Origin of the sequence: Xanthobacter luteus (assembly GCF_040049235.1) — a bacterium.
GTDB lineage: Bacteria > Pseudomonadota > Alphaproteobacteria > Rhizobiales > Xanthobacteraceae > Xanthobacter.
In genome coordinates this window covers 154,319-179,025 of sequence record NZ_JBDZDO010000008.1, presented here as the reverse complement: position 1 = coordinate 179,025, position 24,707 = coordinate 154,319, and the positions used below count along the sequence as shown (strand labels likewise).

At 70.1% G+C, this 24,707-nt stretch carries 22 protein-coding genes; 15 read left to right on the top strand and 7 right to left on the bottom strand.

Translation table 11 applies throughout. The features are described from left to right. Positions 1-16: 16 nt before the first annotated feature. Both ABLE88_RS21780 and ABLE88_RS21775 read right to left on the bottom strand, forming a co-directional pair. Positions 17-943, bottom strand: coding sequence for a DUF817 domain-containing protein (locus ABLE88_RS21780; protein ID WP_348833900.1), 927 nt, complete (start codon positions 941-943; stop codon positions 17-19). A 192-nt stretch (positions 944-1,135) separates the two neighbouring features. Further along, positions 1,136-1,762 carry an outer membrane protein gene (locus tag ABLE88_RS21775; RefSeq protein WP_348833899.1) on the bottom strand — a complete coding sequence of 209 codons (627 nt, stop codon included), beginning with the start codon at positions 1,760-1,762 and terminating at the stop codon, positions 1,136-1,138. Between the two features lie 268 nt (positions 1,763-2,030). Between ABLE88_RS21775 and uvrC the strand changes: the two genes are divergently transcribed. The 9 genes from uvrC to pdeM all read left to right on the top strand — a co-directional run bounded on the left by uvrC (position 2,031) and on the right by pdeM (position 12,854). Further along, positions 2,031-4,220, top strand: coding sequence for an excinuclease ABC subunit UvrC (gene uvrC, locus ABLE88_RS21770; RefSeq protein ID WP_510182932.1), 2,190 nt, complete (start codon positions 2,031-2,033; stop codon positions 4,218-4,220). A 120-nt stretch (positions 4,221-4,340) separates the two neighbouring features. Further along, complete coding sequence (gene pgsA, locus ABLE88_RS21765; RefSeq protein ID WP_348833898.1) at positions 4,341-4,979, top strand: CDP-diacylglycerol--glycerol-3-phosphate 3-phosphatidyltransferase; 639 nt, start codon at positions 4,341-4,343, stop codon at positions 4,977-4,979. Beyond that, positions 4,976-5,227 (top strand): molybdopterin converting factor subunit 1, encoded by a 252-nt coding sequence (moaD, locus tag ABLE88_RS21760; protein WP_348833897.1) that lies wholly within the window; start codon positions 4,976-4,978, stop codon positions 5,225-5,227. Before pgsA ends, moaD begins: the two co-directional genes overlap by 4 nt. 5 nt (positions 5,228-5,232) lie before the next feature. Further along, positions 5,233-5,697, top strand: a complete 465-nt coding sequence (locus ABLE88_RS21755; protein WP_348833896.1) for a molybdenum cofactor biosynthesis protein MoaE — start codon at positions 5,233-5,235, stop codon at positions 5,695-5,697. A 292-nt stretch (positions 5,698-5,989) separates the two neighbouring features. Continuing rightward, on the top strand, positions 5,990-7,117 hold the full coding sequence (locus ABLE88_RS21750; protein ID WP_348833895.1) for an efflux RND transporter periplasmic adaptor subunit: 1,128 nt from the start codon (positions 5,990-5,992) through the stop codon (positions 7,115-7,117). A gap of 3 nt (positions 7,118-7,120) precedes the next feature. Next, positions 7,121-10,309: an efflux RND transporter permease subunit gene (locus tag ABLE88_RS21745; protein ID WP_348833894.1), complete on the top strand. Its 3,189-nt coding sequence runs from the start codon at positions 7,121-7,123 to the stop codon at positions 10,307-10,309. A 133-nt stretch (positions 10,310-10,442) separates the two neighbouring features. Continuing rightward, complete coding sequence (locus ABLE88_RS21740; RefSeq protein WP_348833893.1) at positions 10,443-10,931, top strand: hypothetical protein; 489 nt, start codon at positions 10,443-10,445, stop codon at positions 10,929-10,931. Between the two features lie 86 nt (positions 10,932-11,017). Next, positions 11,018-11,803: a polyphosphate kinase 2 gene (gene ppk2 / locus ABLE88_RS21735; protein ID WP_348833892.1), complete on the top strand. Its 786-nt coding sequence runs from the start codon at positions 11,018-11,020 to the stop codon at positions 11,801-11,803. Positions 11,804-12,140: 337 nt separating this feature from the next. Next, positions 12,141-12,854 (top strand): ligase-associated DNA damage response endonuclease PdeM, encoded by a 714-nt coding sequence (gene pdeM, locus ABLE88_RS21730; protein WP_348833891.1) that lies wholly within the window; start codon positions 12,141-12,143, stop codon positions 12,852-12,854. A 6-nt stretch (positions 12,855-12,860) separates the two neighbouring features. Here pdeM and ABLE88_RS21725 read toward each other — a convergent pair whose 3' ends face one another. Genes ABLE88_RS21725 through ABLE88_RS21715 form a run of 3 tightly spaced genes read right to left on the bottom strand, consistent with a single transcriptional unit; the run spans position 12,861 to position 15,524 of the window. After that, positions 12,861-13,442 (bottom strand): Smr/MutS family protein, encoded by a 582-nt coding sequence (locus ABLE88_RS21725; protein WP_348833890.1) that lies wholly within the window; start codon positions 13,440-13,442, stop codon positions 12,861-12,863. Continuing rightward, on the bottom strand, positions 13,439-14,731 hold the full coding sequence (gene mltA / locus ABLE88_RS21720; RefSeq protein WP_348833889.1) for a murein transglycosylase A: 1,293 nt from the start codon (positions 14,729-14,731) through the stop codon (positions 13,439-13,441). The genes ABLE88_RS21725 and mltA overlap by 4 nt, the downstream gene beginning before the upstream one ends. Before the next feature lie 28 nt (positions 14,732-14,759). Next, positions 14,760-15,524 carry a Tim44/TimA family putative adaptor protein gene (locus ABLE88_RS21715; RefSeq protein WP_510182931.1) on the bottom strand — a complete coding sequence of 255 codons (765 nt, stop codon included), beginning with the start codon at positions 15,522-15,524 and terminating at the stop codon, positions 14,760-14,762. A 327-nt stretch (positions 15,525-15,851) separates the two neighbouring features. Between ABLE88_RS21715 and ABLE88_RS21710 the strand changes: the two genes are divergently transcribed. From ABLE88_RS21710 to ABLE88_RS21700, 3 genes are all read left to right on the top strand, one after another. Beyond that, positions 15,852-16,823 carry a tripartite tricarboxylate transporter substrate binding protein gene (locus ABLE88_RS21710; RefSeq protein ID WP_348833887.1) on the top strand — a complete coding sequence of 324 codons (972 nt, stop codon included), beginning with the start codon at positions 15,852-15,854 and terminating at the stop codon, positions 16,821-16,823. An 84-nt stretch (positions 16,824-16,907) separates the two neighbouring features. Continuing rightward, positions 16,908-17,372, top strand: a complete 465-nt coding sequence (locus tag ABLE88_RS21705; protein WP_348833886.1) for a tripartite tricarboxylate transporter TctB family protein — start codon at positions 16,908-16,910, stop codon at positions 17,370-17,372. Further along, positions 17,372-18,868 (top strand): tripartite tricarboxylate transporter permease, encoded by a 1,497-nt coding sequence (locus ABLE88_RS21700; RefSeq protein ID WP_348833885.1) that lies wholly within the window; start codon positions 17,372-17,374, stop codon positions 18,866-18,868. Before ABLE88_RS21705 ends, ABLE88_RS21700 begins: the two co-directional genes overlap by 1 nt. Positions 18,869-18,896: 28 nt before the next feature. On the opposite strand, the gene ABLE88_RS21695 is transcribed toward ABLE88_RS21700, so the two are convergent. Further along, positions 18,897-20,129: an ABC transporter substrate-binding protein gene (locus tag ABLE88_RS21695; protein WP_348833883.1), complete on the bottom strand. Its 1,233-nt coding sequence runs from the start codon at positions 20,127-20,129 to the stop codon at positions 18,897-18,899. A 147-nt stretch (positions 20,130-20,276) separates the two neighbouring features. Next, entirely contained in the window at positions 20,277-21,572 is a 1,296-nt protein-coding gene (locus ABLE88_RS21690) for a lytic murein transglycosylase (RefSeq protein ID WP_348833882.1), read from the bottom strand. A gap of 369 nt (positions 21,573-21,941) precedes the next feature. On the opposite strand from ABLE88_RS21690, the gene galU reads away from it, so the two are divergent. The 3 genes from galU to ABLE88_RS21675 all read left to right on the top strand — a co-directional run bounded on the left by galU (position 21,942) and on the right by ABLE88_RS21675 (position 24,564). Then, complete coding sequence (gene galU / locus ABLE88_RS21685) at positions 21,942-22,841, top strand: UTP--glucose-1-phosphate uridylyltransferase GalU (RefSeq protein ID WP_348833881.1); 900 nt, start codon at positions 21,942-21,944, stop codon at positions 22,839-22,841. A gap of 83 nt (positions 22,842-22,924) precedes the next feature. Further along, positions 22,925-23,563, top strand: coding sequence for a DUF1007 family protein (locus tag ABLE88_RS21680; protein ID WP_348833880.1), 639 nt, complete (start codon positions 22,925-22,927; stop codon positions 23,561-23,563). Continuing rightward, a complete protein-coding gene (locus ABLE88_RS21675; protein WP_348833879.1) occupies positions 23,560-24,564 on the top strand; it encodes a nickel/cobalt transporter in 1,005 nt (334 codons plus the stop codon). Before ABLE88_RS21680 ends, ABLE88_RS21675 begins: the two co-directional genes overlap by 4 nt. The last annotated feature ends 143 nt before the right edge of the window (positions 24,565-24,707 follow it).

Sequence of the window (24,707 nt, the reverse complement as noted above, 5' to 3'; positions counted from 1 at the left end):
CGGCGGCCGCCGGGGCCTAGGTCGGAAGCGTCACGCCCGGCCGCCTCCGGTCGCGGGTGCCAGCTGGCCGCCGGCGGCCGTTCGCCATGGCCGCCGCCACCAGGGTGTAGGAGATCAGCATCAGGAGGAACCAGGAGGTGAGCTTGCTGGGATGCACCATCGTCCAGGAGCCGATCTGGTTGGGGTAGAGCCACGCGCCTGCGCCGGTGCCGATGTTCTCCCCGACCCAGATGAAGAAGGCAACGAGAAAGAAGCCGAGCAGCAGCGGCATGCGCCGGTGGACCTTCCAGACCTTGAAGTGGACAACCGTCCTGAAAAATAGGACCACGGCGGCCGCCACCAGCACCCAGCGCAAGTCGATGCCCCAGTGGTTGGTGAAGAAGTTCCCGTAGATGGCGGCCGAAAGGGCGCCGAGCGCCCACAGCGGAGGATGCCCGCTGAAGCGGAAGTCGAACAGGCGCCAGGCGCGGGCCATATAGCTGCCCACCGCCGCATACATGAACCCGGAGAACAGCGGGACACCGGCCAGTCGCAGATAGCTCGCCTCGGGATAGTACCAGGAGCCGATCGAGGTCTTGAACAGCTCCATCACCGTGCCGACGACGTGGAACACCAGGATGACCTTGGCCTCCTCCAGGGTCTCGAGGCCGAACCACAGCAGCCCCGCCTGAACGATGACGCAGGCGATCACCAGCGCGTCGTAGCGGGACATGGCCGCATGCGCCGGATACCAGAGCCGCGTCGCGATGATGAGGCCGAGCAGGATGCCGCCGAACAGGCAGGCCCAGCCCTGCTTGATGCCGAACCGGAGGAATTCGTAGAGCCCGGCCGAGAGCTTGCCGCGGCGGGCGAAGGAAGCGCCGACGCGCGCCTCCCGCTCGGCCAGGGCGGCCAGGAACGGCCAGCCCGCCGCGGCACTTCGCGCGCGCGGTTCGAAAGACATCTTCGCCGGCATGATCGTGCGCCCCCTCCGTCGGGGCCGGGAGTAGCGCCCGTCAAGATGACGATTTCAAGCCGGCCGCGCAGCACTCCTGGGGCGGTCCCGGGCCGGCCGCCCGGCCGCCGTGGTCGGCCCTTCCGCCCGGCGGGCGCGATCGAGGCCGGCCCGCCGGCCGGGCCGCGCCGGCGCGCCGGCTCAGAAGCGGTAGTTCACGCCGCCGCGCAGCACGCTGCCGTCGAAGCCCACGGTCTGCGGGCCGACCACGGTCGGGAACGTGGAATCGCCGAGGTCGAAATACAGGTACTCGAACTTGGCGCTCCAGTTGCGGTCGAGCGCCATCTCCAGGCCGGCGCCGAGGGTCCAGCCGCTCTGGGTGCGGCTGGAGGACAGGCCGAGCACGTCGAAATTGCCTTTGCCCCAGGCATAGCCCACGGTGCCGAAGAACAGCATCCGGTCGAAGGTGAAGCCGCCCCGCGCGCGGACGGTGCCGAGATTGTCGAGCGTGAAGCCGCCGCCGGAAATGCCGGCGAAGTCGAAGTCGGCCTCGAGCCCGATGACGAACGGATTGCCCAGCTGAAGGTTGTAGCCGGCCTGGACACCGCCGAGGAAGCCGTCCGGCTTGTCGACGTCGGCGGTGCCCCAGCCATAGCCGACATTGGCGCCGATATAAAAGCCGGTCCAGTTGGTGAAGGCGGACGCCGGCTGGACATAGGCCCGCGGCGCCCCATAGCCCATGTCGGCGGCGCCCGCCGGGCAGGCCGTGCCGAGCACGAGCACGGCGGCAGTTGACGTCAGAAGGCGGCGAACCGGGCGTCGGGCCATGATCAACACTCCCCATACGGCCGCGCCCCGCGCGGCGGCCTGTGCCCATCTTCCCGCACGCCGGTTGCCGGCACCTTCCCCGCCAAGCGCCACCGCGGCTTATGCTGAATCGCCGATAAACCATCCGGCGCCCTGAATTCGCGTGCCTCGGCGCCGGCGGCGAGCTCCGAGCGGCGCGCGCGGCGCCGGCCGCGTTCCGCCAGGGTTTGCGAACGGTAAAGCCGGCCGCCCCCTGGTTCTGCGGCCGGCCAGTGCCTAACTTGCGGCCATGACCGGCAGACGCCCCACCGACCCGCCCAAGATCGCCCTCGACGCCGACGAGACCCAGGACACGGCTTCGCGCGAGGCCGTGCTCCTGCCCGAGATCGAGGCGGAGGAGGCGGCTCCCGCCGCCGAGAGCCTCGCAACCGGCCGCGAGGCCATCGTCAAGGCGGCAAAGCACGCGCCGGCCGGGCCGGGCGTCTACCGGATGATCGATGGTGCCGGCCAGGTGCTCTATGTGGGCAAGGCCAAGAGCATCAAGAAGCGCGTCACCAGCTACACGCGCCCGGTGGGGCACACCAACCGCATCGCCCGCATGATCGCGGCGACCGCCACCATGGAATTCGTCTCCACCCGCACCGAGCCCGAGGCGCTGCTGCTGGAGGCGAACCTCATCAAGCAGCTGAAGCCGCGCTTCAACGTGCTGCTGCGGGACGACAAGTCCTTCCCCTACATCCTCATCACCGCCGACCACGTGTCGCCGCAGATCCTCAAGCACCGCGGCGCGCGCAACCGGCCGGGGGACTATTACGGGCCGTTCGCCAGCGTCTGGGCGGTGGACCGCACCATCAACGCGCTGCAGCGGGCGTTCCTTTTGCGCTCGTGCTCGGACAGCTATTACGAGAACCGCACCCGCCCGTGCCTCTTGTTCCAGATCAAGCGCTGCGCCGGCCCCTGCACCGGCGAGATCGGCCACGAGGACTACAAGGAGCTGGTGCGGGAGGCGCGCGCCTTTCTCTCCGGCCGCTCCCGCGCGGTGAAGGAGGAGCTGGCGCGCGAGATGGAGGCGGCCTCCCACGATCTCGAATTCGAGCGCGCCGGCCGGCTGCGCGACCGGCTCGCCGCGCTCTCGGCGGTGCAGGGCTCCCAGGGCATCAATCCGCGCGGCGTGGAGGAGGCGGACGTGTTCGCCGCCACCCAGCAGAGCGGGGCCACCTGCATCGAGGTGTTCTTCTTCCGCACCGGCCAGAACTGGGGCAACCGCGCTTATTATCCGCGCGCCGACCGCTCGCTCTCGGAGGCCGAGGTGCTGGGCGCCTTCCTGTCCCAATTCTACGAGGACAAGCCGGTGCCGCGCCTGGTCCTGCTCTCCCACGAAGTGGAGGAGCAGGAGCTGATCGCCGAGGCGCTGTCGGAGAAATCCGGCTTCCGGGTCGAGATCGCGGCGCCCAAGCGCGGCGAGAAGCGCGACCTCGTGGCGCACGCGCTGCAGAACGCCCGCGAGGCGCTCGCCCGCACTCTGGCCGAGAGCGCCACCCAGGCCAAGCTCTTGGAGGGCGTGGCGCAGGCGTTCGGCCTCAAGGCGCCACTGAGGCGCATCGAGGTCTATGACAATTCCCACATCATGGGCACCAATGCGGTGGGCGGCATGATCGTCGCCGGGCCGGAGGGCTTCGCCAAGGGGCAGTACCGGAAGTTCAACATCAAGTCGGCAGACCTCACGCCGGGCGACGATTTCGGCATGATGCGCGAGGTGCTGCGCCGCCGCTTCGCGCGCCTGATGAAGGAGGCGCCGCGGGGGGCGAGAGCGGAGCAGGCCCCAGGGATGGAAAGCCGGTCCCCGCTTGCGGGCGAGGATGAGGCCGAGGGCGATACGCGCGGCCGAGAAGCGGCCCTCTCCCGGCGCGCCGGCGGGCCGCGCGGCGGCGGAACGTCCGCCGACCTGCCCCCGCCCGACGAGGATATCGGCCCGGGCGCCGACCTCGCCGAGGAGGACGACGCCCCCGCCGTGGCCGACACTCCGCCCTGGCCGGATTTGGTGCTGATCGACGGCGGCCTCGGCCAGCTCAACGCCGCCCGGCAGGTGCTCGCCGAGCTCGGTATCGCCGACGTGCCGCTGGTGGGCATCGCCAAGGGGCTCGACCGCGAGGCGGGGCGCGAGCAGTTTTTCCTTCCCGGCAAAACACCCTTCCGCATGGAGCCGCGCGACCCGGTGCTCTACTTCATCCAGCGCCTGCGCGACGAGGCGCACCGCTTCGCCATCGGCTCGCACCGGGCGCGGCGCAAGAAGGACATCACCGAGGCCGGCCTGCAGGCGATCCCCGGCGTGGGGCCGACGAGAAAGCGCGCGCTGCTGCGCCATTTCGGCACGCTGAAGGCGATCGAGCGCGCCTCGCTCGCCGACCTCAGCCAGGTGGCGGGCATCAACGCGACCACCGCGCAGGCGGTCTACGATTATTTTCACGGTCGGCCGTGATCGGCCTCCTCCCGTGCTCGTTCCTTGACGGGGGCGCCGGAGCCGACCAAGGAAGAGCGGACAAGTTCGGGGCCGCAGGTCCGCGCCTTCACGGTCGGCGCCCCGAGGAAGAGTGAGCCCATGGCCGACGCCGCCACCCGCCCCTCCCCGTCGAGCCCCGCCCCGGCGGCGCGCGGCCACGCATTCTCGCTGCCGAACCTGCTCACCTACGGACGCTGCGTGGCGGTGCCGCTGGTGGCGGGATGCCTGTTCTGGTCGGACATCCTGCAGGGCGGCGTGTGGCTGCGCTGGGTGGCGCTGGCGCTGTTCATCGCCGCCGCCGTCACCGACTTCTTCGACGGCTATCTGGCCCGCGCCTGGTCGCAGCAGTCCGCCATCGGCCGCATGCTCGACCCGATCGCCGACAAGCTGCTGGTCTCCACCTGCCTGCTGATGCTGGCCTCCGACGGCACCATCCGCGGCTGGTCGCTGTGGGCCGCCATCGTCATCCTGTGCCGCGAGATCCTGGTCTCGGGGCTGCGGGAGTTTTTGGCCGAGCTGCGCGTCTCGGTGCCGGTCTCGCGGCTCGCCAAGTGGAAGACGGCGCTGCAGCTGATCGCCGTGGGCGTGCTGCTGGCGGGCCCCGCCGGCGAGAAGGTGCTGCCCGGCGTCTCGTTCGTGGGCCTCACCCTCCTGTGGGTCTCGGCGGTGCTGACGCTCTATACCGGCTACGACTATTTCCGCGCCGGGGCGCGCCATTTGGTGGAGGACGGCCGGTGAAGGTGCTCTATTTCGCCTGGCTGCGCGAGCGCGTGGGCCGCGCCGAGGAAATGGTGGAACCGCCCGCGCACGTGGTCACCGTGGCCGACCTCGCCCGCTGGCTGGCGGGCAGGGACGAGGCCCACGCCCACGCCTTCGCCAACCCGGCCGTGGTGCGCGCCGCCCTCGACCGGCGCCACGTGAAGCCGGATGCGCCCATCGCCGGGGTGAAGGAGATCGCCTTCTTCCCGCCCATGACCGGAGGCTGAGCGCCATGTTCGAGGTGCGCGTCCAGAGCGGACCGTTCGACGCCGGCGCGGAAGCCGCGCGCCTTTCGGACGGCCGCACCGACGTGGGCGCCCTCGTCACCTTCACCGGCCTGTGCCGCGCCGATCCGGACGAAACCGGCGCGCCGCTCACCGCTTTGGCGCTGGAGCACTATCCCGGCATGGCGGAAGACGAGATGGTCCGCCACCTGAACGAGGCGCGCGCGCGCTGGCCGCTCACCGGCGCGGTGATCGTACACCGCCACGGGCGCATCCTGCCCGGCGAGCCGATCGTGCTGGTGGTCACCGCCTCCGCCCACCGGGAGGCCGCCTTCGCGGCCGCGTCCTTCCTCATGGACTGGCTGAAGACCAACGCCCCCTTCTGGAAGAAGGAGGAGCGCGGGGACGCGGGCGGCTGGGTGGCCGCCAAGGCCAGCGACGACGAGGCCGCCGCCCGCTGGACCGGCGGCTGACGGCCTCAGCGCCACGGCCGACCGTAGCGGTGCGGATCTACGGCTCCGCTCGCGTTTGCCCTTCCCCGCCGCAGCGGGAGCGGGTATTAAAATCGGCAACGAGCTTTCTCTGGCGGATGGCGGGCTTCTTCCTGGCCTCTAGAATAAAACGGTAGCGAACAACCGTAGAGCTCCTGGAAAAACCCGTCGTCGGCTCCGGAAGTTTGGCGGCGCGGGATCGTTTGCGCATCGCCCCCGGGGCCGCGCCGGCTTGGAGTCCGTCACAAGGCCCGTTTGGGTCCGGGAGGCCAGGATGCGTTGCAAGTCCATCGCCGCGGGGGTGCTCGCCGCCTCCCTCCTCTTCTCCCTCTCTTCTGCCCGCGCCGCCGACCCCGCGCCCGCAGCCGCCCCGGCGATCCCGGTGGGCGTCGCGCAGGCGAGGATGAAGCCGGTGAGCCAGGCGCTGGAATTCGTCGGCCGCGTGGAATCGCCCGAGCGGGTGGAGATCCGCGCCCGGGTGAAGGGCATGCTGGAGGCGGTGCTGTTCAAGGAAGGCGACGTGGTGAAGGAGGGCGCGCCGCTCTACCGCATCGAGAAGCCGCTGTTCCAGGCCGACGTGGAGAATGCGGAGGGCGAGGTGGGGCGCGCCAAGGCGGCCCTGGACCTGGCCAAGATCCAGCGCGACCGCGCCGAGGAGTTGCTGGCCAAGAATGCCGGCACGGTCGTGGCGCGCGACCAGGCGATCGCCGCCGAGGCCTCGTCCAAGGGCCAGTTGCTGACCGCCGAAGCGCACCTGAAGACCGCCAAGATCAATCTCGGCTACACCGACATCGTCTCGCCGATCACCGGCAAGATCGGCCGCACCGCGTTCACGCGCGGGCACATCGTCGGCCCGGATTCCGGCGTGCTCGCGACCATCGTGAGCGAGAACCCCATGTACGTCACCTTCCCGGTGAGCCAGCGCGACTATCTCGAGGCGCAGAAGGAGGAGGGCAAGGTGGATCTCACCAACGTGGAGGTCCGCATCAAGTTCTCCGACGGCACCACCTATCCCGAGATCGGGCGCATCAATTTCGTCGACGTCAGCGTGAGCCGCAGCACCGACACGGTGGTGATGCGTGCCGACGTGCCGAACCCCAAGGGGGCGCTGATCGACGGGCAATTGGTGCGGGTCGAGCTGAAGTCCGGCACGCCGCAGGAGAAGATCGTCGTTCCCCAGGCGGCGCTGGTGGCCGACCAGGGCGGCGTCTACGTCTTTGTGGTGGAGGACGGCAAGGCGATGACGCGGCGGGTGAAACCGGGCGGCACGCTGGGCGCCGGCATCATCATCGAGGACGGGCTTAAGCCCGGCGATCAGGTGGTGGTGGACGGCTTCGAGCAGCTGCGGCCGGGCGCGAGCGTGCGCGCGACCCCCGCGGCCGGCCTCGCCAGCGGAGGCTGATCCATGCTCTCGTCGGTCTTCGTCGATCGCCCGCGCCTCGCCATCGTCATCGCCATCGTCACCGTGATCGCCGGCGCGCTGTCGCTGATGGCGATCCCGATCGCCCAGTATCCCGACATCATCCCGCCCCAGGTGTCGGTGAGCACCTTCTTCCCCGGCGCCTCCGCCGAGATCGTCGACGCCACCGTCGCCCAGCCCATCGAGGCGCAGGTGGTGGGCGTCGACAAGCTGATCTACATGAAGAGCGTCTCCGGCGACGACGGCTCCTACACCCTGACCGGCTCGTTCGAGCTCGGCACCGATCCCGACATCAACACCGTCAACATGAACAACCGCGTCCAGGTGGCGCTCTCCAAGCTGCCGGAGGACGTGAAGCGCCAGGGCGTGGTGGTGAAGAAGAAGTCGTCCGCGCTGCTCGGCGTGCTCGCCATCTCTTCGCCCAAGGCCACCAAGGACCCGCTCTATCTCTCCAACTACGTCACCATCAATGTCCTCGACGAATTGAAGAGCATTCCCGGCGTCGGCGACGCGGCCCTTTGGGGCCCCCAGGACTACGCCATGCGCGCCTGGGTGAAGACCGACCGCCTCACCGGCCTCAACCTGACCACCGGCGACATCGTCGACGCCATCCGGGCGCAGAACATCCAGGCCGCGGTGGGCCGCATCGGCGCGCGGCCGATCTCCGACGACCAGCAGTTGCAGCTCAACCTGCGCACAAAGGGCCGGCTCTCCACCATCGAGGATTTCGAGAAGATCGTTCTGCGCACCAATCCGGACGGCTCGGTGCTGCGGCTCGGCGACGTGGCGCGGCTGGAGCTGGGCGCGGCGAACCTCGACCGCGAGACGCTGTTCAACGGCGGCCCGGCGGCGGTGCTGGCGCTCTACCAGTCGCCCGGCGCCAACGCCATCACCACCATCGGCGCGATCCGCGCCCGCATGGCGGAGCTGGCCAAGGCCTTCCCCGAGGACATGGAGTGGAAGGTCACCTACGACCCCACCATCTTCGTGACCGACACCATCCACGAGGTGGAGAAGACCCTCATCGAGGCCTTCGTCCTGGTGGTGCTGGTGGTCTACCTGTTCCTCGGCTCGTTCCGGGCGACGCTGATCCCGACGCTGGCCGTGCCGGTGAGCCTCATCGGCACGTTCATCGTGCTGAACGCCATCGGCTATTCGGCCAACACCGTGTCGCTGCTCGCCATCGTGCTCGCCATCGGCATCGTCGTCGACGACGCCATCGTGGTGGTGGAGAACGTCGAACGGGTGATGGAGGAGCACCCCGAACTCTCCCCCGCCGAGGCCACGAAAAAGGCCATGGCGGAGATCACGGCGCCGATCATCGCCATCACCTTGGTCCTGCTCTCGGTGTTCGTGCCGGTGGCCTTCATCCCCGGGATTTCGGGCGAACTGTTCCGCCAGTTCGCGATCACCGTGGCGGTGGCCATGTTCCTGTCGGCGATCAACGCGCTGACGCTGTCGCCCGCTTTGTGCGCCATCCTGCTCAAGCCGACCCATGGGCCGAGGAAGGGGCCGATCGGCTATGTCATGCGCTTCATCGACCGCGTGCGCGACGGCTACGGCGCGATCGTGGCGCGGCTGGTGCGCTGGTCGCTGATCGGCCTGATCGCGGTGTTCGTCGCCTCCGGCGGCATCCTGGCGCTCTCCAATGCGACGCCCACCGGCTTCCTGCCCGAGGACGACCAGGGCGCCTTCTTCGTGGTGGTGCAATTGCCCGGCGGCTCGTCCGTGGGCCGCACCGAGGCGGTGATCCGCGCCGCCGAAGCGATCCTCAAGGAGGAGCACACGGTCGAGGACTATACCTCGGTGGTGGGCCTCAACTTCATCGACAACTATTCCCAGTCCAATGCCGGCTTCATCGTCGTCACGCTGAAGCCGTTCGAGGACCGCGACGGGACCGAGAACGGCGCCGCCGCCATCATCGACCGGCTGGGCGCGAAGATGCGCCAGATCTCCGGCGGCACGGTGGTGCCGCTGGCGCCGCCGCCCATCGTCGGCCTCGGCACCGGCGGCGGCTTCGCCTATGTGCTCCAGGACCTGCGGGCCGGCGATCCCAAGGTGCTGGCCCAGGTGCTGCGCGGCCTCGTCATCGCCGCCAACCAGGACCCCCGGCTGTCGCGGGTGTTCTCCACCTACTCGGCCGCCAATCCCTCCATCTTCCTCGACATCGACCGCGAGAAGGCGCAGGTGCTCGGCGTGCCGCTGAACGACGTGTTCCAGGCGCTCCAGACCTCGCTCGGCGGGCTCTATGTCAACGACATGAACCTGTTCGGCCGCACCTGGCAGGTGCAGGTGCAGTCGGAGGCGGAGGACCGGAAGAGCATCGACGACGTCTACCGCATCCACGTGCGCAACGCCAAAGGCGAGATGATCCCACTGCGCTCGTTCGTGGAGGTGAAGGTGGAGGTCGGGCCACCAGCCTTGATCCGCTACAACAACAAGCGCGCGGTTACGGTCCAGGGTGCCCCGGCCGAGGGCGTGTCGTCCGGCCAGGCGCTCGCCGCCATGGAGGAGGTGGCCGCCAAGACCTTGCCCGCGGGATTTGCCGGCGCCTGGACCGACACCTCGTTCCAGGAGAAGCGGGCCGAGGGCAAGACCGCCATCATCCTTGCCTTCGCGGTGCTGTTCGCCTTCCTGTTCCTGGTGGCACTCTATGAGAGCTGGTCGATCCCGGTGCCGGTGCTGCTGTCGGTCACCGTGGGCATTCTGGGCGCGTTCGCGGCGATCCTGCTCGCCGGCCTCACCCTCGACCTCTACGGCCAGATCGGCATGATCGTGCTGATCGGCCTCGCGGCGAAGAACGGCATCCTCATCGTCGAGTTCGCCAAGGAGCGGCGCGAGTCCGGCGAGCCGCTGCTCCAGGCCGCGACCGAGGGCGCGCGGCTGCGCTTCCGCCCAGTGATGATGACCTCGCTCGCCTTCATCCTCGGCCTCTATCCGCTGGTGGTGGCGACCGGGGCGGCGCAGATGGCGCGGCAGAACGTGGGCACGCCGGTGTTCGGCGGCATGATCTTCGCCTCGGTGCTGGGCATCTTCGCGATCCCGCCGCTCTACGTGCTGTTCCAGGCGATCCGCGAGCGCCTGCGGCCGGGCGCGCGCCCCAAGGTACCGCCGCCGGCGCCCGCCGGCGCCGAAGGGGCCGGCGGGCCGGCCGCGGCCGGCCCGCATTCTTGATCTGGCATAAGGACGTGCACGCCCTCGTGCCCTGAATGGAGGACCGCACCGCGCGGCGTACCTTCCGCCGCGCGGGCGAGAAGCCCGAAGCGCCGACCTGCGAGAGCGGCGCGCCGACCAAGGGAGCCGAACGATGACGAACGCTTCGCAAACCAAGTCCGCGGACACGCTCGGAGACGAGACCTTCATGTCCGCCGACGACCTGCGGGCCTATATGGACGAGGTGGAGCGCGCGAAGCTCGACAAGGAGCTCTCCGCCATGGACAAGGCGGACCAGGCGCGCCAGGAGCTGATCAAGACGCTGTCCGAGCGCATCGACCTCACCCCCGAGCACCTGCACGAGATATCCCAGAGCCTGGTGTCGAAGATGCGGCTCGCCGCCCAGCGGGGCGAGACCGAGATCATGGTGATGCGCTTCCCCAACGTGCTGTGCACCGACAAAGGCCGCGCCATCAACAATGCGGAGGAGGGCTGGCCCGAGACCCTCACCGGCCGCCCACGCCAGGCCTTCGAACTGTGGCGCGACCACCTGCGCCCGGCCCACTACAAGCTGAAGGCGATGATCGTCGACTGGCCCAACGGCATGCCCGGCGACGTCGGTTTCTTCCTCAGCTGGGCCTGAGCGCGCGTGCCCCGCCGGCCCGGCGGGGCGCCCCCCAAGAGATGCGTTCAACAACAAGAACAGCTGCGTTATGGAGGAGGCATCCCATGGAGCGCCCCGAACCCCTCAAGCGGAAGGACTACGAGCACCATCTGCAGAAGCTCCATGTGGAGCTGGTGAAGCTCCAGCTCTGGGCCAAAACGACCGGCGCCAAGGTCTGTGTGCTGTTCGAAGGCCGCGACGGCGCCGGCAAGGGTGGCGTCATCAAGGCGATCATGGAGCGCGTCAGCCCGCGCATCTTCCGCGTCATCGCCCTGCCCCCGCCCACCGAGCGGGAGCGCTCGCAGATGTTCCTCCAGCGCTACATCCCGCTTCTGCCGGCGGCCGGCGAGATCATGATTTTCGACCGCTCCTGGTACAACCGGGCAGGCGTCGAGCGGGTGATGGGCTTCTGCACCGAGGAGCAGGCGAAGATGTTTCTCATGGCGACGCCGCTGGTGGAGCGGGCGATCGTCGAGTCCGGCGTCATCCTCATCAAGTACTGGCTGGAGGTGTCACAGGAGGAGCAGACCCGGCGCATGGAGAGCCGCATCGACGATCCGCGCAAGATCTGGAAGCTCTCGCCGATGGACGTCGAATCCTATGCCCGCTGGAACGATTATTCCCGCGCCCGGGCCGAGATGATCGCCGCCACCGACACCGAATGGGCGCCCTGGCACGTCGCCTTCTCCGACGACAAGAAGCGCACGCGCCTCAACATCATCTCGCACCTGCTCTCGCAGATTCCCTACACCGACGTGAAGCACGCGAAGGTGAAGCTGCCCAAGCGCGGCAAGGACCACGGCCACGAGGACGATTTCGCCCCGCGCCACGTGGTGCCGCAGCGGTTCTAGAGCGCCATCCGATCATGGGAAACCACCCTCCGGCCTATTGAATGGAGCCGGCCTCCGCGGTGGTGTCTCGGTTTGAAGATCCGCGGCCACGCCAGCGCAGCAGCGCCCTGCCCCCTTGCGGCAGACCGATCCCATTTCGGCGCGGCTCCCCTCCCCCTTGTGGGGAGGGCAATCCCGCAAGGGGGAAACGTGCGCCGGAGGTCGGCGGAAGATCCCTGCGCGACAGCCATCTCCCGCACGCGGGAAGGGAGCTGCCGCGCCGCCTCGTTTTCAAACCGAAACGCCACGGCCTCCGCCCGGCGCTTGCGGGGCAGCGCGGGATGGTCAAAATCCCCCCATGCTCGCCCGCCCCGAATCGCTCCCTGCCCCGCCTTGCCTCGCCGCGCAGTCCATCGCCGGGCACGAGGCGCTGCTCGATCCCTCTGGCGCGCTGTTCCTGGTGGAGGCGCGGGCGCTGGTGGTGGCGGACATGCACCTGGAGAAGGGCTCCGCCTTCGCCCGGCGCGGGCAGATGCTGCCGCCCTACGACACCGCCGAGACCCTGGCCGGCCTCGCCGGCCTGGTGCGCCGCTTCGCGCCGCGCCTGGTGGTGGCGCTGGGCGACAGCCTGCACGACCGCTGGGGCGCCGAGCGCATCGGCGAAAACGCCCGGGCGGCGCTCGCCGCGTTCCAGGCGGGCCGCGATTTCCTCTGGATCGCCGGCAACCACGATCCCGAGCCCCACGGCCTCGGCGGCCAATGCCTGGGCGCGCTCAATCTCGGCGGCCTGGTGCTGCGCCACGAGCCGGAGGCGCAGGGCCGGGCGGCGGCGGGCGAGATCTGCGGCCATCTGCACCCGGTGGCGCGCGTGGTGCGGCGCGGGCGCGCGCTGCGGAGGCGCTGCTTCGTAACCGACGGGGCGCGCATGGTGCTGCCGGCCTTCGGCGCCTATGCCGGGGGCCTCGAGGTCTCCGCCCCCGCCATTGCCCGCCTGTTCGGCCCGGACGGCTTCACCGCGCACCTGCTGGGCGCGGGGCGCACCTACCGCCTTGCCTCAAGCGCCTGCTTCTGATCCGTCTCACGGCGCGTCCCGGCGGCGGCGGATGCGCACATAGAGCGCGCCCTCGCCGCCATGGCGGCGGCCGGCCGCCTCGAAGCCCACGATCGTCGCCCTCAGATCCGGCTCGGCGAGCCACAGCGGCACCGCGCGGCGCAGCACCCCGCGCGCGCCTTCCGCGAGGCCGAGATCGGCGCCGGCGGCGGAACGGTCGCCTTTGCCGGTGATCACCAGCACCACGCCATGGCCGCGCGCCTGGGCCTCCTTCAGGAACTGCCGCAGCAGCCGATGGGCGGCGGCCTGGGTGAGGCCGTGCAGATCGAGCCGTGCATCCACCTCGGCGCCGCGCACCAGGCGGCGGCGCGCCTTCGGCTCGAGCGCCGCGAGCGGCGGCGCAGGCGGCGCGGCGGGCGCCGGGGCGCGGGCGCAAGCGGCGCGGGCGGGCGTGTCGGGCGGCGCCTCGGCCGGGATGGCGGGGACCGGTCCAGCCGGCGCCTCGCCCGCGGGCGCAAGCGGCCGCAGCGGGGTGACCGAGCGCGTCACCAGGTCCCAGAGCGCGCGCTCCTTGTCGTCCAGCAGCCTGCGGCGGGAGCGCCGGCTCATGGCGTGGTCCCCGCCCCGCCCTGCGACACAAGGCGCGGCACCAGCAGCGTGAAGCCGCCGGCATGGCGGATGCGCCCCGCGCGCGAGCCCGCCTCCCGGCCGGCGCCGAAATAAAGGTCCGCCCGCGCCGGGCCGCGGATCGCCGAGCCGGTGTCCTGGGCGATCATGAGGCGGCGGAACGGCTCGGCCGTCCCAGGCGCGGCGAGCGGCAGCTCGGCCTGAACAAATACCGGCGTGCCGTAGCTGTGCAGATGGCGGTCGACCGCGAGGGAGCGGCCGGCGGTGAGCGGCACGCCCTGCGCGCCCATGGCGCCGGCGTCGGCGGGCAGGTCCAGCGCCTTGAAGAAGACATAAGACGGATTCTCGCGCCGGAGCGCGCGCCCGGCCTCGGGATCGGCCTCCATGAACGCGCGGATGCGGTCCATGGACATCTCCTCGCGCGGCACGATCCCGCGCGCGATCAGCAGCCGGCCCACGGGCAGATAAAGGTGGCCGTTGAAGCCGTCGTAATTGAGCTTGAGCACCCGCCCGTCGGCGAGGCGCACGCGGCCGGAGCCCTGGATCTGCATGAAGAACAGGTCGACCGGGTCCTTCAGCCAGACGAGCTCCAGCCCTTGTCCGGCGAGCGCCCCGTCCTCGATCGCGGCGCGGTCGAAATAGGGCACGAGCCGCCCGTCCACCAGCCGTCCCGCCGCGCCGGAATTGGCCGTGGGGCTCTCCATGACGAGGTCCTTGGGGCGGGCGTAGACCGGCACAGCGTAGGTTTCGGTCGGGACCGCGGAGCCCTCGGCCTCGACCTCGTAATAGCCGGTATAAAAGCCTTCCCCGCCGCCGTCCGGCACCACCCGGAAGGGGCGGAAATTGGCCTCGAAGAACAGCCGCGCGAGGACCGGCGACGGATGCCCCGGGCCGAGGCGCGCGGCGGCCGCGCACGCCGCCGCGAGACCCGCCGTCAGCGTCGGCGCGGAGGCCGGGCCGGCGTCGGGCAGGACGCGGCCGACGGCGCCGCAGCTGTTGCGGAAGGTATCGAAGGCGGCCGCGGCGTCGTCCTCGGCCCAGCCCTCGAGGGCGCCATAGGCGACCGGATCGAGGCGCGCGCCGGCCAGGGCCGGTGGCGACAGCACGGCGGCGGACGCCGCCGATGCGGGACCGGCGCCGAGGGCAAGGCCCGAAAGCGGCGCGCCGGCGAGCACGGCAACGAAGGTCAGGGCAACGAAGATCAGGGCGCGGTCACGCGGCGCAGCGCGCAGGCCCGCGCCGGGGCGCCGGACGGCGCCGCGCGGGAGCAAGGGATCCGCCGCGCGGGGCACCGCCGCCTCACTGTGCGGCTTCGGTGGCCACCAGCTTCCAGTTCGGATCGCGGGCGCCGAGCTCGCGGGCGAAGGTCCATACGTCGGTCACGTCCGCCACCGTGTCGGGGCTGCCGTCCACCACGGTGCCGTCGCGCGCGCGGGTCACCGAGATCAGCTTCGAGACGAAGCGCACCGTGAGCTGGGCGTTGCGGCCGCGCACGGTGACGTCCTGGAGGTCCGCGCGCTCGATGGAGACGAAGCGCGATTCCATGGTCTCGCCGCGGCTCTCGCGGTCGGCGATGGCGGCGACAAAGCCCTCATAGACGTCCTTGGCGAGCAGGTCCTTCAGCAGGCGCCGGTCGCCGGCCGCGAAAGCGGTGACGATCATCTCGTAGGCGGCCTTGGCGCCAGTGAGGAAATGCTTGGCGTCGAAGTCGGCTTCCTGGCGGGCGATCTCGTCGAGCGCCGCGGCGTTGGCCGAACCCTCCTCGGTCACGCCCTCCCAGCGGAAGCCCTGGGGTTCCGGCGCGTCCGCCGCGGGCGCGGCCGGGGTCGCCGCCGCGCGCTCCGGCAGCGTGACGACGTTGTTCTCGGGCGCCGGCTGGGGCGGGCGCGCGGCATCGCGGGAATAGGGATCGTAGGGTGGCCGCTCGCGCCCGGTCCGCTGGCCGAGCACGCTGCGCAGCCGCACGAAGATGAACACGGCCAGAGCCAGGAAGATGATCGTGTAGATGTCGAGCACTGCGCTTCGCCATGCCTTGCGCCCCGGCGACCCCCGCCTCCGGGACATCGTTGCCTCGTTCAAGACCGGACCCCGCCTGGGATCAGGCTTCTGGATCCCGTCTTTCGGAATGGGAGGACGGGCCGGCGGACCTTGCCGCATCCCGCGCCGCGCGCCCTCGCCACTGTAGCCTTATGTACGTCGCATGCCGCCAAGCGCCAGCCCCTCGGGGGGCGCCCCGCGTGTTTTCCTCCACCTTACGGCAGGGGACGCCCGCGCGCCACCTCCGCTCGCGGTCGCGCCGGGGCCCGATTGACCGCCCCGGCGCCCTACCATACAGTTCATCAAAACGATTAGAATTCGGCCGCAGAGCCGTTCTTAGGGAGAAAACGCCACATGCGCCGCCTTCTCGCAGCGGGGCTCGTCCTCGCTTTTTCCGCCCTCGCCGCCGCTACCCCCACGCGCGCCGCGCCCTATCCGGACCGGCCCATCACCATGATCGTTCCGTGGGGCGCCGGCGGCGGCACCGACGCGGTGGCGCGCATCGTCGCATCCCTTCTGGAGCGTGATCTCGGCCAGCCCGTCGCGGTGGTGAACCGCACCGGCGGGCAGGGCGTGGTCGGCCACCAGGCGATCGCCGACGCGACGCCGGACGGCTACACGCTCGGCCTCATCACGGTGGAGATCGCCATGATGCACTGGGCCGGCCTCACCCCGCTCACCCCCGCTTCCTACACCCCGCTGTCGCTGATGAACGAGGACCCCGCCGGCCTCCAGGTGCGCACCGACGCGCCCTACAAGACGGCGCAGGAGGTGCTCGACGACATCAAGAAGAACCCCGGCAAGTTCAAGGCCTCGGGCACCGGCCAGGGGGGCATCTGGCACCTCGCGCTCGCCGGCATGCTGTCCTCGCTGAAGATGGACCCGGCGAGCGTGCCGTGGGTGCCGTCCAACGGCGCCGCGCCCGGCCTGCAGGACCTGGTGGCCGGCGGCGTGCAGGTGGTGACCTGCTCGCTGCCCGAGGCGCGCTCGCTGATCGACGCCGGCCGCGTCAAGAGCCTCGCGATCATGAGCGCGGAGCGCTCCAAGCTGATGCCCAGCGTGCCCACCCTCAAGGAGGCCACGGGCTCGGACTGGACCATCGGCGCCTGGCGCGGCGTCGCCGCCCCCAAAGGCCTGCCGGCGGAGGTCGCGCAGAAGCTCCAGGCGGCGCTCAAGAAGGCCTATGAGAGCAAGGAGTACCAGGACTTCCTGGCGAGCCGCGGGTTCGGCGGCAAATATGCGGACGGCCCCGGCTTCGGCGCCTTCATGGCCGCGGCGGACGCCTCGCTCGGCAAGGTGATGAAGGAGGTGGGGCTCGCGAAGTAGCGCGCCCGCCAGCTTCACCCGATCGCCGGCGCCGCGGGCCCGTCCCGCGGAACCGGTCCCGACCCCTTGGCACGAGGCGGCCTCATGCGCGTCAGCGACCTCATCGTGGGCCTTCTGGTCCTCATCGGCGCGGCGGCGCTCTATGTGGTCGCCTCAACCTTCCCGCCCATACCGGGCCAGCAATACGGGGCGGACGTGTTCCCGAAGCTCACCGCCGCGGGGCTCGCCGCCTGCGGCTTCCTCCTGTGCCTCGGCGCGGCCCGGGCCGGGCCCTTCCCGCTCGCTTGGGCCACCTGGGTGCGCGAGCCGGGCGCGCTGGCGCGCGCGCTCGGCACCATCGCCCTTACCGCCGCCTATCTGGTGCTCGTGCCTTATCTCGGCTTCGTGGTGACGGCGAGCCTCGTGCTCACCGGCCTGTTCCTCCTGGTGCGGGTCCGCCTCCAGGTCGCCGTGCCGGTGGCGGTGGCGGTCGCGCTCGTCACCTGGTGGTCGTTCGCCCACGGTTTGCGCGTGCCGCTGCCGCGCGGCCTCGTCGAGGGGTTTTTGTGATGGGCGCCATCGAGACCGGCATCGTCATGGTGCTGCGCTGGGACGTGATCCTCACCGTCCTCGCAGCCTCCATCTTCGGCCTGGTGGTGGGCGCCATTCCCGGCCTCACGGCCACCATGGCCATCGCCCTGCTGGTGCCCATCACCTTCTTCATGGAGCCGCTGCCGGCGGTGGGCGCCATGATCGCCTGCTCGGCCATGGCGATCTTCGCCGGCGACATCCCCTCCACCTTGATGCGCATGCCGGGGACGCCGGCCTCCGCCGCTTATACGGAAGAGTGCTACGCCATGACCCGCAAGGGCCAGGCGGAGGTGGCGCTCGGCGCCAACGTGCTGTTCTCGGCGCTGGGCGGCCTGTTCGGCACCTTCATCCTGATCCTCGCCGCGCCGCTGCTCGCCGAGGTGGCGCTGGGCTTCTCCTCGTTCGAATATTTCTGGCTGGCGCTGCTCGGGCTCGCCTGCGCCATCTTCATCGGCGCCGGCTCGCCGGTGAAGGGGCTGATCTCGCTGCTGCTCGGCCTGTTCGTCGCCCAGGTGGGGATCGACAATCCGGGCGGGCTGCCGCGCTTCACCTTCGGCTCCACCGAGCTGCTCGGCGGCATCGACTTCATCCCCGCCATGATCGGCCTGTTCGCCATGTCGGAGGTGATCCGCACCATGGCCTCCGGCGCCCGCGACTGGCAGGTCAAGCAGACCTCCATCGGCAATCCGCTGAAGGGCTGGGGCGCCATGTTCGTGAAATACTGGCCGCAGCAGATCCGCGGCAACCTCACGGGCACCGCCATCGGCATCCTGCCAGGCGCCGGCGCGGACATCGCCGCCTGGGTGTCCTACGCCACCAGCCGCAAATTCTCGAAGACCCCGGAGAAGTTCGGCACCGGCCACGTGGAAGGCATCATCGAGAGCACCTCGTCGAACAATGCGGCGCTGGCGGGGGCCTGGGTGCCGGCGCTGGTGTTCGGCATTCCCGGCGACAGCATCACCGCGGTGGTGATCGGCGTGCTCTATCTGAAGGGCCTCAATCCCGGGCCGATGCTGTTCATCAACAACCCGCAGACCATCTATGCGGTGTTCACCATCTTCATCCTCGCCAACCTGCTGATGGTCCCGCTGGGGCTCCTGGCGCTGAAGGCCGGCACGGCGCTGCTCAAGTTCCCGCGCCGCATCCTGATCCCGATCATCCTGATGTTTTGCATCGTCGGGTCGTACGCGGTGAACAACTCGCCCTATGGCGTGGTGGTGATGCTGGTGTTCGGCGTGCTCGGCTTCCTCATGGAGGAGCACGAGATCCCGATCGCGCCCTGCGTGCTCGGCATCGTGCTGGGCAAGCTCCTGGAGGAGAGCTTCGTCACCTCCATGATCAAGGCGGACGGCAACCTGCTCGCCTTCTTCGAGCGGCCGATCTCGGGCACGCTCGGGGCGCTCACCATCCTGGTCTTCGTGTGGCCGATCTGGTCGGCGCTGCGGGCGCGCCGACGGGCGCCCGCAGCCGGGTGAGGGAAAGGGATCGACGGCGCGCGCAGGCTCACTGCGCCGGGCGCAGCTTCGCCGCGTCGGCCTCCGGCGGCAGATAGAGCGCGCCGTCGCGATAGACCGCGCCCTCCATGACGCCTTTGCCGTCCTTCACCGCGATGGTGCCGACGAAGGCGCCCAGCGTCGACTGGTGGTCGCCCGCCCGGAACGTGACGGTGCCGAACGGGGTGTCCACCGCGATGCCCTTCGCGGCGGCGATCAGCTTGTCGGTGTCGGTCGAGCCCGCTTTGGCGATGATGGCGGCCGCCGCCTTCATGGTGGCATACCCCACCACCGAGCCGAGCCGCGGATAGTCGCCCCATTTCGCCTGATAGGCCTTGAGGAACGCCTGGTGGGCGGGGGTGTCGATGACCTGCCAGGGATAGCCGGTGACGATCCAGCCCACCGGCGCCTCGTCCTTCAGCGGGTCGAGATATTCCGGCTCGCCGGTGAGGAAGCTCACCACCGCGCGGTCCTTGAACAGGCCGCGGGTGGTGCCCTCGCGCACCAGTTTCGCGAGGTCGGGGCCGAAGGTGACGTTGAGGATGGCGTCGGGCTTCGCCGCGGCGATCGCCTGCACCACCGGGCCGGCGTCGATCTTGCCCTGGGGCGGCCACTGCTCGGCCACCCATTCGATGTCCGGGCGCTTCTCGGACAGGATCTTCTTGAACACCGCCACCGCCGACTGGCCATATTCGTAGTTCGGCGCGATCGAGGCCCAGCGCTTGGCCGGGAGCTTGGCCGCCTGCTCCGCCAGCATCGCCGCCTGCATGTAATTGGAGGGCCGCAGGCGGAAGGTGTAGGCGTTGCCCTTGTCCCAGACGATGGCGTCGGTGAGCGGCTCGGCGGCGAGGAAGAAGACCTTCTTCTGCTTGGCGAAGTCGGAGACCGCGAGGCCCACATGGGAGAAGAAGGTGCCCATCAGCATGGCCACCTTGTCGGAAGCGACCAGTTCGTTGGCGGCGGTGATGGCGTCGGCCGGCTTGCCGGCGTCATCCTTGGAGATCACCTCCACCTTGCGGCCCAGCAGGCCGCCCGCGGCATTGATCTCCTCGAGCGCCAGCTGCCAGCCCTTGCGGTAGGGCTCGGTGAAGGCGGGGATGGTGGAATAGGAATTGATCTCGCCGATGCGGATCTGTTCCTGCGCCCGCACGGCGCCGGGCGCGAGCGCGGCGAGCAGGCCGAGCGCGCCGGCGGCGAGAAGCGCACGGCGGGCGGGCGGGTGCAGGGCAAGCGGAGCGGGCATCGGCGTCTCTCCTTCGCGGTCCGGGCGCGACGCGCCCGCTGCGGAATTCGAGACGCTAGAGAGGGGCGCGGGCCAGGGGTGTCAATGGATTTCGTCGTCGCCGCCGCCCTGCTGGCGCGATCGTCCCAGCAGGATGGCGCCGCCGGCTCAGCGGCGCAGGCGGTCGAGCAGCTCGATGCTGGGGTAGCCGTCGGCGCGCATGCCGGAGCGGGCCTGGAACTCCTGGATCGCCACCTTGCTCTGGGTGCCGAGGATGCCGTCCGGATTGCCCACGTCGTAGCCCTTCTGGGTGAGCCGCTGCTGGATCTCGACGCGCTCGCCGCGCGAGAGCCCGCGCGTCTCCCTGGGCCAGGACTGCGCGAAGCCGCCGCCGCCGCGCAGGCGGTCGCCCAGATGGCCGATGGCGAGGGCGTAGGCGTCGGCGGGGTTGTACTTGCGGATCACGTCGAAGTTCTCGAGCATCAGGAACGCCGGCCCGTCGGCACCCGCCGGCAGCAGCAGATAGGCGGCGTCGCCCGGACGCGGGAAGCCCTTGCCGCCCGGCCGGGCGATGCCCAAAGCCGCCCATTTCGAGATCGGCTGCCTGAACTCCCGGTTGGCCTTTCTGAAGTCGAAGCCGTCCGGCACCACCACCTCGTAGCCCCAGGTCTTGCCGAACTGCCAGCCGTCGAGCTTCAGATTGTTGGCGGTGGAGGCGATGATGTCGGGGATCGATGTGACCACGTCGCGCTTGCCGTCGCCGTCGAAATCGACCGCGAACTGCTGGAACGAGGTGGGCATGAACTGGGTGGGGCCGAAGGCGCCGGCCCAGGAGCCCTTCAGGTGGTCGTTCGGCACGTCGCCGCTCTGCAGGATCTGCAGCGTCGCCAGGAACTCGCCGCGGAAATAGTCCTGGCGCCGGCCGATGCAGGCGAGGGTGGCGGTGGAGGAGAGCACCGAGCGCGAGCCGGTGCCCTTGGGATCGCCATAGGTGGATTCGATGCCCCAGATCGCCGCCACCGCGTAGCGGTCGACGCCGTAGGCCTTCTCCACCTGATCGAAGATCGGCTTGTAGCGCTCCAGCACCTCCCGGCCCTTCTTCACCCGGAACTCGGTGACCAGCATGTTCACGTAGTCGCCGATGGGCTTGGAGAATTCCGGCTGGCTGTCGAGGAAGGTCATGATGCGCATGTCCGGCTGGAGCCGGCTGGTGTAGCGCTCGAAGGTCTGGCGGCTGACCCCCATGGACTGGGCCTTGGGCCACAGGTCGCGGATGCAGGCCGAGAAGTTCGCCTCGGCGCGCGACAGCGCCTCCGGGGTCATGTCCGGGTGGACGAAGCGGGTGGCGCCCGAGGGATCGATGGAGCCGGTGGTCTGCGCCTGCGCGGCGGCGGGCGAGATGAGGCAGGCTGCCGCGAGCGCCAGCATCACGCCGGAGGCGTATATGGGTGTTCTCGAAGCCATCGCTCACGTCCCTTCCGGCGCATCCGCCGTCTCGAAAATCTCCCCGGCGCGCGGACCTGCCGCGGGACCCTCCGCAGCGGCCCGGCGGGACCTATGGGGACCCAATATGGTTGCGCCGCGGTTAACGTAAGGCAAGATTTTGGAAGCCGGCGCCCACCCGCCTGGGCGGCCCGGCGCATGCGCGGGCCGCCGTCAAATACCTCCACTGTCGGAGCTTCCTTCTCCGTTGCGTCAGCGAAGAGAACGTGCTGCGTTGCGAAACGACGCGGCGCGCCCGGAACCGCGCATCGTCCCCGGCATTCCTTGCCGGAACCTCACGGTTTCGTGCTAAGCGATCGAGCGCCCTGGCAGAACAGCGGACTGATATTCATGGCCAAACCCATCCGGAAAGCGATCCTTCCCGTCGCCGGCCTCGGCACGCGCTTCCTTCCCGCCACCAAGGCGGTGCCCAAGGAGATGCTGACCGTGGTCGACCGTCCCGTGGTGCAGCATGTGGTGGATGAGGCGCGGGCGGCGGGCATCGAGCACATCGTGTTCGTCACCGGCCGCAACAAGGCGGTGATCGAGGACCATTTCGACCGGCAGTTCGAGCTCGAGCGCACGCTCGAGGAGCGCGGCAAGGCGAAAGAGCTGGCACAGCTGGACCGCGATACCCCCAAGGCCGGCACCACCTCCTTCACGCGCCAGCAGCAGCCGCTCGGCCTCGGCCACGCGGTGTGGTGCGCGCGCGACATCATCGGCGACGAGCCGTTCGCCCTGCTGCTGCCGGACATGCTGCACATGACCAAGACCGGCGCCAGCAACGGCAAAGGCTGCCTCGCCTCCATGGTGGAGGCCTACGGCAAGACCGGCGGCAACATGATCGCGGTCTACGAGGTGCCGGACGACCAGACCCACCAATACGGCATCGTCGGCAAGGGCGCCGAGGCGGCGCCGGGCGTGCACGCCATCGCCGCCATGGTGGAGAAGCCCAAGCCCGGAACCGCCCCCTCGAACCTCGCCATATCGGGCCGCTACATCCTCCAGCCCGGCATCTTCGACCTGCTGGCGAGCCAGGAGACCGGCGCCGGCGGCGAGATCCAGCTCACCGATTCCATGCTGAAGCTGATGGAGCGCGAGCCCTTCTATGCCGTCACCTTCGACGGCGCGATCTACGATTGCGGCTCGAAGATCGGCTTCCTGATGGCGAACGTGGCTTATGCGCTGTCCCGCCCGGACATCGCCCCCGCCTTCGAGGCGGAGCTGCGCGGCATGCTCGCCAGCAATTGAGCCCGATGCGGGGCGCGCCTTCGCGCCCCGCCACCATTCCGCCGAAGTCCCACGCGAGGCATGTGCAACTCTGCGGAGCGGCCATGCGTCTTCAGCGATTCGCCTTTTGTCTTGCCTTCCTGCTCGCGCTCTCGGCGCGCGCCGAGGCGCACCCCCATGTGTGGGTGACCATGAAGAGCGAGCTGGTGTTCGCGCCGGACGGCAAGCTCTCCGCCATCAAGCAGGCGTGGACCTTCGACGACGCCTTCAGCGCGTTCGCGCTCCAGGGCATGGAGAAGCAGAAGGACGGCAGCTACGGCGACGACGTGCTGAAGCCGCTCGCCGAGGTGAACGTCACCTCGCTCAAGGAATACGACTATTTCGTCCGCGGAAAGACGGCGACGGGCAAGATCGCCTTCAAGGACCCGGTGGATTACTACCTCACCTACGAGAACGAGACGCTGACGCTCCACTTCACGCTGCCGCTGACCACGCCGATCGCCGCGAAAGGCGCGCTAAGCTTCGAGATCTACGATCCCACCATCTTCGTCTCCTTCGCCTTCGCGGAGAAGGATGCGGTTTCGGCCGCGGGCGCGCCGCGCGGGTGCAGCGCCGAGGCGGTCTCGCCGACGCCGGGATCGGGGCCGAGCATGACGCTTTCCGAAAGCTTCTTCACCAACCTGACGGCGAGCTCCGATTACGGCGCCCAGTTCGCGGACAGGATCAAGGTGTCCTGCCGGTGAGGGCCCGGCTCGGACCGCTCGGCCGCGCGCTTCTGCTCTGCGCCCTGCTGGGCGGCGCTGTGCTGATGACGGCGGCGGTGGAGCCGGCGCTGGCGCAGGCGCTTGGGCCCGCGCCCAAGGCGACCCCCTTCGGTTTGGGGGGACCGGCGGCGACGCCGCCGCCCTCCGGCATCACCGCCTTCATCATTGCCAAGCAGGCCGAATTCTACCGCTCGCTGGTGCAGGCGGTGCGCGCCGCCAAGGCGGACGGCCATGCCTTGTGGCTGCTCGCCGGCCTGTCCTTCGCCTATGGCGTCTTCCATGCCGCCGGGCCGGGCCACGGCAAAGCGGTGATCTCCTCCTATCTGCTCGCGGACGGCGGCACCCTGAAGCGCGGCGCGCTGCTCTCGCTCGCCGCGGGGATGGTGCAGGCGCTCGCCGCGATCCTGTTTGTGGGCATCCTCGCTTTGGTGCTGCGCTCGACCGCCGTCACCATGGCGCGCGCCATGGACGTGGTGGAGATCGCCGCCTACAGCGCCATCGGCGCCTTCGGGCTCTATCTGGCAGTCGTGAAGGGGCGCGCCTTCCTCGGCGCGGTCACCGGCCGGACGGCGGGCCATGCCCATGGCGAGGATTGCGGCTGCGAGGGCCACATGCCCGATCCCGCTCTGGTGGCCGGCCAAGGCGGCTTCCGGCGCGCCGCGGTGGCGGTGCTCTCCGCCGGCGCGCGGCCATGCTCGGGGGCGATCCTGGTGCTCACCTTCGCGCTCTCCCAGGGCGTGTTCATGAGCGGCATGGCCGCCGCCTTCGCCATGGGCCTCGGCACCGCGCTCACCGTGACCGCCATCGCCGCGCTGGCGGTCTACGGCAAGCGTCTGGCGGTACGCATCGCCGCGGCCGACACCCGCTGGGCTTCCATCGCCATGAGCGGCATCGAGCTTCTGGCGGCGCTGCTGGTGATGCTGTTCGGGCTCGGCCTGCTCACCGGCTATCTGCAGAGCGAACGGCTGCTGCCGGGCTAAGTGCCGCCGCCGGGCGGGCCGGATGCCATGCCGCGCTGCGGCACCCATACCGCGATGCACCAAAATGCGTCACGCCCGGCTTTTGGGCAATTTCGTTTCGATTGGAGTTGGAACAACGAAATTGCCGGGTGCGACACTCCGTG